Genomic DNA, 13,721 nt, shown 5'->3' on the forward strand with positions numbered 1-13,721 from the left:
CTTCGCCCTTGCGCCGTGCCTGATATCAGCCAAAGAATCTGCTTATTTGAGGTCGAAATCCAACTTCAGTGCACCGCGTATCTCTTTTGGAACCGAAGCGCTGAGACCGCTGGTACTGGCGTCGCTGTACTTTTCGGGTATTAGATGCCGCACGCTGGCAGGATCGGCCATTGAACCTTCGTACCACATGACCGACACCAAATAGTCACCAGGCGGAATACCAGCCTGATCGCGATAAGCTTTCACACGGTACCGTCCTTCGGCATCAGTGACGGAGGTCGCTGGTCGCTGCGCAGCACCGATGGCGACTTCCTCTGGCGTAAATCGTACCGTGCCACCGGCTACCGGCGATCCCTGGTAAGTCACGCGTCCTTCGACGAACGTCAACTCACGCTGCTGTTTACCACAACCGGTGACGACAACACAGCTCACTAGTCCAACAAAGAGTAGACAGCTCGCGCTGCTCCATGGACAAGGCCTTCCAATGGCTAACATCTTACGGGTGGTCCCAAATCGTTTCATCCGCTTTATTTCCCATGTACTGATAAACCAAATAGTCAATGTCTTCGTTCAGAAAACGCAGGCTGCCATCGCCAAAGCCGACGTTGATTCCTCCAGGGTGTTCGCTGGCGTATCCACCCATGTAGGCATGGCAGTCCCCAATTCGCTGGTCATAGGTCTTGGGACACAGCTCGGCGATGTCGGCGTCTTTGAACCAGTTGATCGGCGGATTGGTCGTGGCGGCATTGAACACCGAGTTAAAATACATCTTGTGCGAAGTGTAGATCGGCAGGCATTCTCCCACCATCAACGTGTTGGAAAGTCCATCCGTGCAAGTCTTGAACGAATAGGCAACCGGACCACCGACAAACAAGCCAGGCGCCCCGAGACTGCGACCCCGATTTGGCCCGTCGCCCAGCAATGCGCCGCCACGTTGGCTTAGGCAGTTAATCACTTGAGCTCCCCGCCCTGCCGGCCGAATCTCCGGATAGGGGCAAAGGTTGAACTCCAGCGGACCCCCGCAGGGTGCGTACGATTGTGCCATCGAGCGGGTGCCCGCGCCGCCCGGTAGGTAATTGGGTTCGCGACCATTATCCATCAGCCCCGCATCCGAGTCTGACGGACAGGTCCACCCCGGAATCACCAACTCGTTAAGCACGACAGGGTTCGGCCCCAAATCGTTGTCGACTGCAAAATCAATCTGATCGTAGATCGCCGATTGCTCCATGAATGGCAGTACGAATTCGGCATACGAGTGGCAATGCTGGATGTACGCAGCACTGTTGTGATCGCAGTCGGAGCCACGCGGTAGCTGACCAAACGTGTCATGGTAGTTGTGAAAGGCGAGCGCCCACTGCTTGATGTTGTTCAGGCATTCGGCGCGGCGGGCTGCTTCGCGTGCGGCCTGCACGGCTGGCAGTAGAAGTGCAACGAGTATTCCAATAATGGCAATGACAACAAGCAGTTCCACCAGAGTGAACGCGTTTGATGTGCGCTTTGGCTGTCGAATGGATACACTCACGCTAAGTACTCCCTTATTGTCTGCCTCAACATGCTGGCTCACGAGACCAGATGGATAGCGACACCGCAGGCTATTGAATGGTCCGGACTACTCGCCTTGTTCAACTGCCACAGCACAAATGCCATACATCGTGCTGTGTGGTTTACCCTGGTTAGGCCCAAAGACGACCTTACCCTCGACGACTTCTCTTCGGCGCCAAATAGAAAGGGCGCCGTCGATGCTTTTCCCGGGCCCACGGCCTGATTCGGCGTTGTACAGCCTGCCTCCTGAACGCCATGGCCCCATGTCGATTCCGATGTCGTCACCAGTGTCTTCAAAATCGGCCATTAGCCATTCCGGAGGATTCAGCCTGTCGTCGAAGAAAACGTAGACCTGGGATGGCACCGAGAGTGTAATCTGCAGCTGAAAGTTGGTTCGCAATTTGTCGTTATTGAAAGGCTTCACATAGTCTGCGCCGGTCAAATAGGACGGCATTCCACCCTTCCCTACCCCGTTCCACTGATGCGCTGGGCGATCCACGTAGGCTCGTGCATCTTCGCGCATCCCGTCCGGAACGATTTCATAGAACTGGAGAGTGTCAGAGGTTCGTAGGTTGTCGCGAGCATCAATGATTACAGGTGAATTACCCTTACTGGGTTCGTAACGGCAGCTGAACGTGACATCGTCCTTAGTGAAGATGCTCATGATGCGATCAACGCGGCCACCTCGGGTGAAGAACACGCCTTCTCCACCTACAAGCCGCCGCTGGTGGCCAGCAACTGGTGATGCAGTACGTGTCTGCGTCGGAACTCGCAGATCGACTTCCCCCTCAAAGACCACCAGCCCGGTGCCGTCGCGAGAGCCAACATCTACCCCGAACTCCGTACCGAGATCCGTGATCTCTCCATCGGGTGTCTCAACGACAAACCCGCGACCGCCGATATCGGTAACACGAAACTTGATGCGACCTTTGGTCAAACGAGCTCGTCGTGGTCCAATGAGTTCGAAATCTGAAGGTCCCTGCAGAGTCACCAATCCAATCTTCGACAATGACAACTGCGTTGTATGATTGCCAATCTTAACCGCGCTAACTTTCGGCAGCACCGACTCGTCGCCAGTCGATCGGCTGGCAATGGGCCCCATGTCGACCGTGGGTCTGAGCAGCGTCAACGTGCTCAGCACAACGATCCCAACGGTAGCTGCGATGCCTGCCGCGAATAATACGCTGCGCAACAGCGATTGTCCCGTGGGCAGCGATGCATGAACCAGCGCCGCCGAGTTGCCGACTGCCACCTGTTGCGAAGTGCGTTGCGCAACCACTTCCTCCACTAATTCCTGCGCCCGCTGGTCGAACGTTAGCAGCGCATGAAACTGGCACTGGTCAAGCAGCCGTTGCTGAGCCTCCGGGTTTCCGTTGAGCACGCGCTCAAGCTCTCGGAGTTGCTTCGGCTCGAGCCGCCCAGCGAGCAACCGGTCCGTCAGGTCATCAAGCTTTCTGAATGGTCGATTCGCCATTAAACACGCTCTTCACGTGCGAGTGAACGTTTAATGCAAGTGAACAGAACGCGTCGTATTCGAGACAAACTCGTATAGACGCTGTCAACGGGTCTGCCCAACCTGCGAGCCACATCAGCCGTCTTTGCGCCGGTGCCGTAGCATTGTGAAAGTAGGAATTGATCGTCTTGCGGAAGCTTCTTCTGACACGACTGCAACGCCGCCATGCGATCGTCGGCGTCCATTGGGGACCATAAATCGCGCAACGACAGTTCGTCGACGACGCGTTGCGAAAACCGCGACGTCTCACGACGCTTGGATCTCATGAATGTCATCGCTTTATTACGAGCTACGGTTATGGCCCATGCGGCGAAACTACTACCTGGCTCGAACGTGGCGAACTTGTCCCACAGCGTGATTGATACCTGCTGAAACAGGTCCTCCGCGTCGTCCATGTTTTGTACGACGCAAAACAGGTAGCCCAATAGCTGGGTACGGTGCTTTTGTAGCAAGTCGATAAAGCGTTCGTCGTCGCCTGACAGGGACGACGGAACACTTTGCGATTGCGTGCGGTGTAAGTCGGACATCAGCGCTGATAATTCGAAGGCACACTACGGAATTGCGCGAACCACCTGACACGCATCCATTACGAAAGGGTTTGCCTGGTGCCCTCTGTCCGCCCCAAGAATTACCCTGGATGTACCTTGCAGGGGCCTATTGCCCCCACAAAACAAGCAGAAAGCACAGCAGCACCAGTATATCGCCGGTGAATTCTGATCCTGATTCAAAAAGTGACATTGTGGTCCGTTTCTCCAAATTTCCTTCCGGCTCCAAAAATCCGGTTTAGGTTTTGCCAGGTTCCGGCAATGTTCTCCAATGGGGCGTTCCGTTAGGCCGAGCTGGTCTTGTCGGAGGAAGAGTCTGCACCTGGAGATTGATGATAATGGTGAACCTGCGGCTGTGTACGGCATCGAAGGCCTGCTTACGAATCACTGCTCTGCGGCGCATCGCGGCCTTTTTTCTGTCGACGATGGTCACGCAATTTGGCTGGGCTGAACAGGTTAGCAACCAATTCTCCTACTCCTCCAGCGTGTCGGAGGACGGCAATGGCCCGCTCGATCTGTTCGCCGAGTTGAACTACGACTCCGCGCGGGACGATGCACCGATCGCGGTGGTCATGCATGGCTACTCGCCCACGACTGGCAACTTTTCTAATGTGCGTGCCAATGCCCAGCGCTTACGCAATGCTGGATTCTTCGCCATTTCCGTGGCGATGCGGGGACGGGATGGATCCGATGGAGTTCGCGATTCAGGCGGAGTGGAGATCTACGACATTTACGATGCTGTCGAGGCCGTCAAGTCGGCTTACCCCGATCTGGTGGACGAAACCAACATCCACATTACGGGGTATTCGGGAGGGGGCGGGAACACTATGTCGGCTCTTACCAAATTTCCCGATTACTTTCGACTGGGCTCCTCGTATTTCGGCATATCGGACTATGGATTCGATCAATCCAGCGGTTGGTACTTCAATGGAGCGGCCTCGAATCATCAATCTCGTCTGCGCGCGGATATTGGCAACCCAACTCTGGATTCGCCCATCGTTGAAGATCGGTATCACGCCCGAGCTTCCAATCTTGCTTCCAAGAACAACCCCTATAGCGAGATCCACCTGTTCGTAAACTCGAATGAACCCACCTGCCCACCCGTAAATGTCACGAGCTACAGGGACAACGCCGTTAGCGCCGCCGTGACAGAAGGCGAGTTCGACAACATTCATCTGCATATTCCCTCGACCAGCGGGACCTATGAGGACTTCAATGGGAACGGAGTAAATGACTCCGGCGAGATGCAGTGGTGGCCGCATGGTTTTCCTGATGCTGATGAGCAGCACGCGGCGGAATCCTGGTACCTCGATCGTTTGCTGGCCGGCAGTATTCCCGAGCCCGTCCTGAATACAGAGGACGAGTTATTTGTGGCTGGGTTTGTGAAGACCAAGAAATTCGAGCTCTGGTTAGGCGATGGTGCGAATGCGGCAGGCCAAATGCAGTACTCGCTATCCCCCACGGAAAAGTCGTTTTCCCTGCAGATCCTCTCCAACAATCGTGGCATCGAAACACAGTTTTCGGTGGATACGTCGGACATGCAGGGCCAGGAGGTCGACGTCTTGCTAAACGGCATGCATGTCGAATCGCTTTCGATATCAGACGAGTACCAATCTACTTCGTTGAGGCATAACGATACCTTGTTGCTACGCTTGGCCAAAGAAGGCGACTACGATCGCGACGGGACCGTAGGCCTTAAAGACTATGAGTACTGGAGGTCGACCTTCGGCTCCACGGTCGACCTGCTAGCGGATGGCAATAAAGACGGCATCGTCGATCTGGTGGACTACACAATCTGGCGCAACAACTTCGGTACTTCCGGCGTTGCAGTGCCGACGACCAATGTCCCAGAGCCAGCGGCTTTGCTGCTCGCAGCGACTGCGGTTTTCACACATGTGTTTGTTTGTCGCTGACAATTGAACTCGGCCACTCCGTGCTGGCTGTTACTTCGAGACGGAGACGTTTTTTTGAGATATTCGGAGTTAGATATTTTGAATGCCGGCGATTTATGACAAGGGGGGCATCGGCCATCCGATCTCTGGGAGCCCACGGTTCCTCTTCCAGACTACCAACTCGTTTTGCTGATACCAACTTACTTTGAGGTTCGAGCTACTGAGAAAGGGTTTCCAATGATTTGCCGATTCATCTCCGCGTGCAGTCTTGCTCTCATCCTAAGCGGCTACGCACATGCCGCATCGCTGCTGGTCGATGTCAACGACCGCAATGCATCTTCGCCAACTCAGGCTGGGTACCTCGCCCTTACGCAGGACGGAGTCACCGGGATCTCCACCGACTTCGGAATGCTGGATCTAACTCTAACTGGCACCGTCGGAGCGGCGCTCGACGATCGTGACCGGGGAGCACTGGACGCGTCTCAACCGTTGAGTGACCTGTTGAGAGATTTTGTCTTCATCTCCCAACAACTCGACTCGAGTACTGGCGACCCAATTACGGGGGATGGCCAAATTGAGCTAACGATCAGCGGTTTGGATGCGGGTTACTATGAGTTCAAGGGCTACTTCCACGATCGGTCGGTCGATCATGTTTCCGGTGACATTGCGGTTAGCACCGATGGTGGAGGGACATTCGACGAGGAAATTGATGACGGCCTTTATTCGTACGGCAATGACCCGCTGGAAGTCGGAATGGCATCATTCAACTTTACAGCCACGGGGACCGATCCTGTCGTTGTCAGATTTACCGGCCAGGAAGGTTTATTCTTCATCTCCGGTTCTCAAGCCGGCAATTTCCTCGATCAGGACTCAGCACTTATTTCGGGATTTGAGATCCATCAAGTGCCTGAGCCATCAACGGTGGCATTGTTGTTGCTTGGCGGCGCCGCGATTGTAGCGTGCAAGCTTCGGCAATGATCGCTCTCCTCATGGATCGAGCAATGAATGGCAGCTCAGGATTGCTCGGTCCATGAGGATGGGATGCAAAAGCACCGCTGATCTCATCTCGTTCCCTAACTCGCTGCAGTCGACCCTACGCACAACACTTTCTAAACACGAGAGCATGATAATGAGTCGCTTCCTGCCGATTACCGCCATTCTCTTCGCGTTCGCAGCACCTGCCTTGGCTGACTTGCGGGTCGATATCAACGATCGATCCTCCGATACCGAACCGCAGACCCAGCCCAGTTTCACTGGCGTAACACAGGATGGATTGACGGGTATTGTGACCGATATTGGAACCATCGACATTTCGATGACTGGCGTGCCCGGAACCAGCAACCTGGACGACCGCAATCGAGGTACCACATCTGTCGATACGACGCTGCCGCTGTCTCGCCTACTGCGAGACTTGGTGTTCAACGCGCAGAATCTCCCCGACCGCGGTACCATTGACGTGACCATTGCCAACTTGAATGCCGGCGACTATCTCTTTACGGTCTACTCTCACGATCCCAGCGTCGACCATGTGTCGCAAGATTTGCAGTTGAGTACCGATGCCGGAGCAACTTTTCCGATTGAGGTGCAGAATGCCCTTGTTTCAACCGGTTCGGCTCCGGTGCCCTTTGGGCACACCTCAATTCCTTTCACCGCCAGCGGCGCCGATGTAGTGCTCCGCCTTGTTGGTGATGAGGGGACCCCCGGGTTTAGCAACGAGTTGGCCATTCTCAACGGCTTTGTGATCGAACCGTTTACGGAGTACGGAGACTTCAATCGGGCGGGGGGCGTGACGGTAGACGACTTCTTCATTCTCAGTGCCAACCTTGGCACTCATCTGGATGGCAATTTTGCCGGGCATGCTGGTGGCGATATCGATCTAGATGGCGACGTGGATCTGGACGACTTTGGCACCTTCAAAGACATGTACCCAGCAATTGTCGCGGCCGCAACTGGTGTACCCGAGCCGAGCAGCGTCGTTTTGGTCGCGACCGCAGCAGTGGGCGTGCTCGCTTTGCGACGAAGAGTACGGCAGCCCTAAGACGCTACCCTCAGCCTGAATACCAGATCCCAGTACGCCCTCTGCGGTCGAGCATCCATCATGCAAAATCTACCAACCCGCGTTCTTCTGTTGCTGGCAATATTAGCCAACGTATCGATGCCCACAATGTTAGCCTTGGCGGACGACAGCGCCTGGTTGCCAGAGGGCACTGACGACTACGCAGTCGACGGCAACTGGGAATTCAACGTCGTGCCAGAACTGACGGCCACCTTTCAGGACGTTGCTCTCATCAATAATGGGGGCACGGCCGTGCTGTCGACGGCCACGAACAATAACGCAGGAATTACCTTAGTCGACGGCACTTTGCAGATTGACCGCGGCGGTGCGCTGGCTACAGGTACTGATTTTGGCGCCACGGGTGAGCTCAATCAGCAAGCCGGTGGAGTGCTTCAAATGGGCGGGCTGACTGGCACTAATGCCGCCACTCTGAACATCGCGAGCTCTGCTATGTTAGCCGGCGAGACTCGCTTGATTGGCCCGAATGCCAACCTTTCCGCAGCCACCTTAGTCCTTTCCGGAACACTGAATACAGTGGTTACCCCCAACGGCATCTCTGCCATTGACGTAGCTGGAGACGCTGATATTGGAGGTGAACTGGTTCTCGATTTCTCGGGCGTGGCGCCGATGACTGGCGATACCTGGACTCTGGTTGATGCGGGAAACCTCTCTGGAAGCGGTTTTGTTTCCGTTTCCACAACGTCCTCACTGGGACCAGGACAACTCCTGCAGATTAGCCAAACTGCAGGTGGCAATGGCACGCTACTGCAAGCGTCCGTTGAACAAGGACTCATGCTTACCGCCAATCGCCGGACCGGTGAGATTCAGTTGGTCAACCCATCCTCGACGGACGCAATTGACATTGATGGTTATCTGGTTTCGTCCGCCGATGGCAATCTGCTCCCGACAGGTTGGACAAGCTTAAGTCAACAGGGACACCCTGGGATGACGGAGTCAAATGCCGCCAACACTCATTTCGGGGAGCTCAACCTTGAGGGAAGCAACTCTATTGCGACCAACTCGCGAGTTTCGCTGGGATACGCCTTGGATCCAAGCATTTTCTCCGAGCAACAATCGACGGACCTGCGGTTCGAGTATCACATTCCCGGCGGTGGAACTGTTTCCACGCCGGTGGCGTACGTGGGGCCGACCAGAGATATAGCTTTGCTCATCGATAGTCAGGGGCAGAGTTTCCTGCAAAATCAGACGTCCGAAGACATTGTCATCGATGGATACTTCATCAGTTCTTCTTCCGCCTCCATCGAGGGTGCTGGGTGGAGCACCATTGCCGACATCGATGCGAATTGGACTAGTTCGCCGGCCACCAGTTCCCATCTCGGCGAACTCCGCCTCGAGGGCGGTACCACCCTGCTTGCCGAGGGGGAAGCCATCAACCTAGGGACGATCTTCGACGCGACAGGTGTGCGGGATCTGGTATTTGAATACCATGTGTTTGGCGGCGGTACCGAACGGGGTAGCGTTGTGTACGATGCGGAGCCCCATACCTTTGTGACTGGCGACTACACTTTCGATGGCATCGTGGATGCCTCGGACTACCAACTTTGGAAAAGCACGTTTGGCTCGAACTCGCAGCTGAGTGCCGATGGCAACGGCAACGGAGTTGTGGATCTCGCTGACTATGTGATTTGGCGCAACCACCTAGGGACCAGCGCCATGGGTACATCAGCAGTCTCGTCTCAAGCGGTGCCCGAACCGTTGTCGGCCGTGATGTTGTTGTCTTGCTGCGTCGCTGGAACACTGTTTGTGCGTCGCACACGTGCCAACCACTGAACACTTGGGGACCGCTTCTCATGCAGCCACTCATGCTCAGGGCGAGGGTTTTAACCTTGGCCTTCGCAGGCAAGCAGGACCGCGGAGGGGGTAACGGTGGGGCGAATCGAACCGATGCCTTAGCTGCGATTTCTGGAGGTCCCAGTACGCCCCATGAATTGAGAGCTTGCAAAGAGTGCCGATTTCGCCTCAAGACTGGCAGCGGAGCGACGCAAGAGCAGGTATTGGATCAGCCCAATCACCGCCATGCAGAGTACCATGGGGATGATGTCGACCCAGCTCGCGTTGGCATCATAGACGACGCGAACGACAATTTCTCGAATTGTGTACCCAGCAACCGCGACCGCCGTAACAAACCCCACCAAGTTAGGTCGGCAACGCAAGGCCGAGGCGGCGACAATCACTGGATAGAGCATCACCAGCGTGCTGTTTTCGGGGGCGGCGAACATAGCCAATGCAGTGAGCAGAAATACATCGCTCGCTGTCCAGGCGTAGAGAACCCACGGTTCCCCCTGGGTTCGGCTCAAGACCTGCTGCCACACCCATGCGCTGACTAATGCAACCGGCGTGATCACGAGTGTCGCAACCTCGAACTCCATGCTGTTGGTTGTTCCGGTGACTAGACACAACAGGTGATAGGCAAAGAAAACGGCAATCGCACACCAGGAGGCTGCCAATCCAGGATGCGTTCGCGCCCAGCGAAGTGTGCGACGGTGAAAGGAAAGAGGCCTGGCCATCACGGCATCGCCGTCTATAAATCGCTTCAGGTCATCCTCTAACTCCTGAGCGGTGGTGTATCTATTCGATGGCTCCGTCTCCAGGCACTTCATGCAGATCGAATCGAGAGCTCGCGGAATCAGTCGGTTCCGTGAACGTGGTGGTACAATGTCGTTGTGGCGAATTTGCTGCTCCACATCCACCGGATTGTCACCGTCCACCACGATGGGGGGAAAACCGGTCAATGCTCGGTACAGTATCGCACCGAGACCGTACACGTCGGTCGCTGGAGAAATGGCCTTGGAATGCCCCAGCGTCTGCTCCGGAGCCATGTAGCCAATGGTCCCCATGGCAATTCCAGCGGCAGTGTAACATTGGCTGTCATGAACATTCTTCGCCAATCCAAAGTCCGCAACCCAAGGCTGCTGAGTGACACCATCGATCAGAATATTCGACGGCTTCAGGTCTCGATGAACGATTCCCTTCTCATGCGCCGCGGCCATGGCATGGCACACCGGCAGCAGCGTGGCAATAACCTCGTTGATGCTCATCGAACAACTACGCAGCTGCTGTTCGAAGTTCATCCCTTCCACTAACTTCATCGTGAAGAAGGGCTCTCCTTCGTGCTCATGAACCTCATAGATGGGCACGACGGTCGTGTCGTCCAATTGTGCAGCCGCCTCGGCCTCGCTGCGAAAACGCGCCCGCTCCGATTCCGAGGCAAAGTGACCACGGCGCATCATCTTCAATGCCACCAATCGATGAGGACGAAGTTGCCTGGCTTTGTAGACAACTCCCATTCCTCCGTGAGCAATCTCTCCGAGAATCTCGTAGTTGGGAATGCAGGGATGAGTTCGTCCCGAACCATTGGACGGAGCAGCATCCTGGTCGGCAGATTCACTATTCCACTGCTCGGTCGCTTTGGTTGTCGGCTCGATGAAACCTTCATCGGCTAACAGCATGGCCTTCAATTCGGCAAGCAATACTTCGTCACCGCCGGCCTGCACTTCGATCCATTCGAGGCGGGCCTTGGCATCCACCTTCAACGAATCCTGAAAGATCTGGCACACCCTGTTGTACCGGTCCGACGCGCCGTCGGCGACTGGCATATTCTGGTCAGACATCATGCCCCCTTACAGTCACGAGCCAGGGTTGAGCTGACTCCTAATCCAAGCCCGGGCGGTTCTCCAGTCATTCTTTACTGTTGCGGGCGACACACCTAGCAGGCTGCTCATTTCGTCTACGGTGAGCCCACCAAATACCTTCATTTCGACAATGCAGGCGTGACGCTCATTGAGAGACGCAAGCTTATCCAAGCAATCGGCCAGGGCGACCAACTCGGTGGGATCGGTTGCCTTGTTTAAACACAAGACGTCGTCAATGCTTACAAGGGGCCGTCCGCCGCCACGCCTTTCTGCTCCCTTGGAACGTGCGTGATCAATCAGCACTCGTCGCATGAAGGTGGCCGCCATGGCCATAAAATGGCTTCGGTCACGCCAAACAACTCGCGATTGCTCGCTCATCCTAAGATACAGCTCGTTTACCAGTGCAGTTGGCTGCAAAGTATGCCCGGGTCGCTCGGCCTTTAGTTTGCTGGCAGCGAGGGCCCTAAGCTCGGTGTAGACGTGCTCAAACAGCAACTCCACGTTTTGCCCGTCTCCCTGGGAAAGTCCGTGCAGTAGCTGAGTGGTGTCCACACACATGGTCAGACGTCCGTTATTGTCATAGGCTCTCTTAACCAATCGATTATAGCAAAACTTGCTGGCCGACTACCTGCTGTTTTCGGCCTCTTTAGGTAACGCGAGATACTTGGTTAGCCAAGATAGAACACTCCGGTCAATTCCTTGGGTGCCGCTCTGCCTAAATCGACTCCAACGCAATCAATATCGACTTTCTTGCCTTTTCGATTAGTCGGACGGGCAGAGAATTCCGCGGTATAGGGATAGAGAGCCGGATTTTCGCCGGGACATAGATGGACCGAACTCGTTGCAGAACCACTGGATCTCACCTGCGTCGAGCCGCATTCAACTTGTAGTGCGGTGGCGAGCAGCGTGCGATGCAAATGGTGCCTCACACTCAGTTGAAAGGTCAGATTATGAGGTTATCCAACCGTCTACTATTGGCCTGTCTCATCACTTTGCCAGCCACAGGAACGGGCGCCGCCGACCATCTTTATGGAACCCTTGTGGGGTGGGGGCAAATGGTAGATCCCGATGGGGATTGTAACTTCCTCGTGTCCCAGGACCGAGTGACCATCGGCATTGGAAAGCGGTCCCACACTCTGGATATCGAACAAGGCAGCATGAACTCCCCACGGGTCGTCGAGACCTTAACGGGTGACGGGGCTATTGAGGTCACGGTGAAAGGCAATCTGAAGCTGCCGGACGAACTACAGTATGGCAAATCGGCCTACGTCAGCGGCGGCCTGCTTGCCATGAGGGATGAGCGCAATTACCTGCGACTTGAGCGGGCAAGCTTCTCTCGAGACAAACAGTCTCACCACTACTTAAACTTTGAACTGCGTAGAGACGGACGACGCGTCCGTATGGGCAGGTTTGCCGACTACCCGATCGATGCAAAAGCAGACCTGCGACTTAGAATGGAAATGAGTGGCCAACAGATCCGAGCGCTGGTCCGACGCATCGACGGCGATTGGCATGAGATGGGCACGGCCAATCTAGGAAATTCTTCCGCCCTGCAGGTTGGCATCCACGCCCTGAATACCTCCGGCGAATCAATCACCATTGATTTTGAGTCACTTCGCAGAGAGCGTGAACTTGCACCCGCGAGGCAGGAAACAAGCTCTCACTTGGCGCTGAATGCTGCCACTAACCGCACAAGCGTGCGTCACACAGTTGGTGAAGTGCCTCTGGTAATAAGGCAACAGCTGATGGCTCTGCAGCAACGAACCAGTAGAATAGATGAATTGACTGAGCAAGAGAGGGATGCCATCATCGACGACATCGTAAAGCTTGTCCGTAGCGTACCAGGAGAGATTCGCCCCGCCTTGGCCTTGACCATTTCGCGCGACGTAAGTCGCAAGTTTGAGATGGTGGCGGACTATGGACACTCGCTTCAAATCTGCGATCAGTTGGCAGAGTCGCTGGAGTCCAGTTCCGAGGCGGGGAGCGAAGAAGCTCTGACACGAGTGGTGCAACTCCGAGAACAGATCAGCACCAGAGCAGAGATGATTGGGGAGCCTTTAGAGTTGGAAGGCGAACTTATTGAAGGGGGAACACTTAACTGGGATGACTACCGGGGAAGTGTGGTGCTCGTCGATTTCTGGGCTTCGTGGTGTGGTCCATGTCGTCGGGAAATGCCGAATGTCATCCAACAGTACGACACATTTAGAGACCAGGGTTTCAAGGTACTTGGCGTCTGCCTGGACACCGATAGAAACGCAGCTCGCACCTACATTGCTGAGTCAGAAATGACCTGGCCATCCCTGTTCGTCGACGATGGCGGTTGGAACCACCCAATGGCCCAAAAATACTCAATTCGATCCATTCCGACAGCCATCCTGGTTGGACGCGATGGGCGAGTTCTCTCATTCTCAGCTCGCGGAGAACAGCTTGAACGACTTCTGAAGAAGCAGCTTGATACTCCGAGCGCTGAATCGGAACAGGTAACAACCGAAGGCGCTGAGTGATCGAACCGCTTCCCTT

11 protein-coding genes are annotated in these 13,721 nt (G+C 55.3%); 5 read left to right on the plus strand and 6 right to left on the minus strand.

Features of this window, described 5'->3' with window-relative positions; translation table 11 throughout:
• Positions 1-42 precede the first annotated feature (42 nt).
• The 4 genes from NG895_RS12215 to NG895_RS12230 all read right to left on the minus strand — a co-directional run bounded on the left by NG895_RS12215 (position 43) and on the right by NG895_RS12230 (position 3,582).
• Positions 43-432 carry a carboxypeptidase-like regulatory domain-containing protein gene (locus tag NG895_RS12215; protein WP_252852789.1) on the minus strand — a complete coding sequence of 130 codons (390 nt, stop codon included), beginning with the start codon at positions 430-432 and terminating at the stop codon, positions 43-45.
• 64 nt (positions 433-496) lie between these two features.
• Positions 497-1,522 (minus strand): DUF1559 domain-containing protein, encoded by a 1,026-nt coding sequence (locus NG895_RS12220; RefSeq protein ID WP_252852790.1) that lies wholly within the window; start codon positions 1,520-1,522, stop codon positions 497-499.
• A gap of 87 nt (positions 1,523-1,609) precedes the next feature.
• Positions 1,610-3,016: a FecR domain-containing protein gene (locus NG895_RS12225; RefSeq protein WP_252852791.1), complete on the minus strand. Its 1,407-nt coding sequence runs from the start codon at positions 3,014-3,016 to the stop codon at positions 1,610-1,612.
• Positions 3,016-3,582, minus strand: coding sequence for a sigma-70 family RNA polymerase sigma factor (locus NG895_RS12230; protein ID WP_252852792.1), 567 nt, complete (start codon positions 3,580-3,582; stop codon positions 3,016-3,018). Before NG895_RS12230 ends, NG895_RS12225 begins: the two co-directional genes overlap by 1 nt.
• A 350-nt stretch (positions 3,583-3,932) precedes the next feature.
• Between NG895_RS12230 and NG895_RS12235 the strand changes: the two genes are divergently transcribed.
• From NG895_RS12235 to NG895_RS12250, 4 genes are all read left to right on the plus strand, one after another.
• Positions 3,933-5,513 carry a prolyl oligopeptidase family serine peptidase gene (locus NG895_RS12235; RefSeq protein WP_252852793.1) on the plus strand — a complete coding sequence of 527 codons (1,581 nt, stop codon included), beginning with the start codon at positions 3,933-3,935 and terminating at the stop codon, positions 5,511-5,513.
• A 216-nt stretch (positions 5,514-5,729) separates the two neighbouring features.
• Positions 5,730-6,470 carry a PEP-CTERM sorting domain-containing protein gene (locus tag NG895_RS12240; RefSeq protein ID WP_252852794.1) on the plus strand — a complete coding sequence of 247 codons (741 nt, stop codon included), beginning with the start codon at positions 5,730-5,732 and terminating at the stop codon, positions 6,468-6,470.
• Between the two features lie 151 nt (positions 6,471-6,621).
• Entirely contained in the window at positions 6,622-7,530 is a 909-nt protein-coding gene (locus NG895_RS12245; protein ID WP_252852795.1) for a PEP-CTERM sorting domain-containing protein, read from the plus strand.
• Positions 7,531-7,647: 117 nt separating this feature from the next.
• Complete coding sequence (locus NG895_RS12250; RefSeq protein ID WP_252852796.1) at positions 7,648-9,339, plus strand: hypothetical protein; 1,692 nt, start codon at positions 7,648-7,650, stop codon at positions 9,337-9,339.
• A gap of 119 nt (positions 9,340-9,458) precedes the next feature.
• Here the strand turns inward: NG895_RS12250 and NG895_RS12255 are convergent, their stop codons facing one another.
• Together NG895_RS12255 and NG895_RS12260 are read right to left on the minus strand one after the other, a co-directional pair.
• Positions 9,459-11,180 carry a serine/threonine protein kinase gene (locus tag NG895_RS12255; protein ID WP_252852797.1) on the minus strand — a complete coding sequence of 574 codons (1,722 nt, stop codon included), beginning with the start codon at positions 11,178-11,180 and terminating at the stop codon, positions 9,459-9,461.
• Between the two features lie 15 nt (positions 11,181-11,195).
• Complete coding sequence (locus tag NG895_RS12260; RefSeq protein ID WP_252852798.1) at positions 11,196-11,759, minus strand: sigma-70 family RNA polymerase sigma factor; 564 nt, start codon at positions 11,757-11,759, stop codon at positions 11,196-11,198.
• Positions 11,760-12,304: 545 nt separating this feature from the next.
• Between NG895_RS12260 and NG895_RS30600 the strand changes: the two genes are divergently transcribed.
• Entirely contained in the window at positions 12,305-13,705 is a 1,401-nt protein-coding gene (locus NG895_RS30600; RefSeq protein ID WP_252852799.1) for a TlpA family protein disulfide reductase, read from the plus strand.
• The last annotated feature ends 16 nt before the right edge of the window (positions 13,706-13,721 follow it).

Origin of the sequence: Aeoliella straminimaris, from assembly GCF_024054565.1 — a bacterium.
In the GTDB taxonomy this organism is placed as follows: domain Bacteria; phylum Planctomycetota; class Planctomycetia; order Pirellulales; family Lacipirellulaceae; genus Aeoliella; species Aeoliella straminimaris.

What these genes read in the sequence shown, in the direction of transcription:
- NG895_RS12260 (WP_252852798.1), bottom strand. Translation starts at nt 11,759, where the DNA reads ATGTGTGTGGACACCACTCAGCTACTGCACGGACTTTCCCAGGGAGAC.
- NG895_RS12240 (WP_252852794.1), top strand. Translation starts at nt 5,730, where the DNA reads ATGATTTGCCGATTCATCTCCGCGTGCAGTCTTGCTCTCATCCTAAGC.
- NG895_RS12230 (WP_252852792.1), bottom strand. Translation starts at nt 3,582, where the DNA reads ATGTCCGACTTACACCGCACGCAATCGCAAAGTGTTCCGTCGTCCCTG.
- NG895_RS12235 (WP_252852793.1), top strand. Translation starts at nt 3,933, where the DNA reads ATGATAATGGTGAACCTGCGGCTGTGTACGGCATCGAAGGCCTGCTTA.
- NG895_RS12225 (WP_252852791.1), bottom strand. Translation starts at nt 3,016, where the DNA reads ATGGCGAATCGACCATTCAGAAAGCTTGATGACCTGACGGACCGGTTG.
- NG895_RS12250 (WP_252852796.1), top strand. Translation starts at nt 7,648, where the DNA reads ATGCCCACAATGTTAGCCTTGGCGGACGACAGCGCCTGGTTGCCAGAG.
- NG895_RS12255 (WP_252852797.1), bottom strand. Translation starts at nt 11,180, where the DNA reads ATGTCTGACCAGAATATGCCAGTCGCCGACGGCGCGTCGGACCGGTAC.
- NG895_RS12245 (WP_252852795.1), top strand. Translation starts at nt 6,622, where the DNA reads ATGAGTCGCTTCCTGCCGATTACCGCCATTCTCTTCGCGTTCGCAGCA.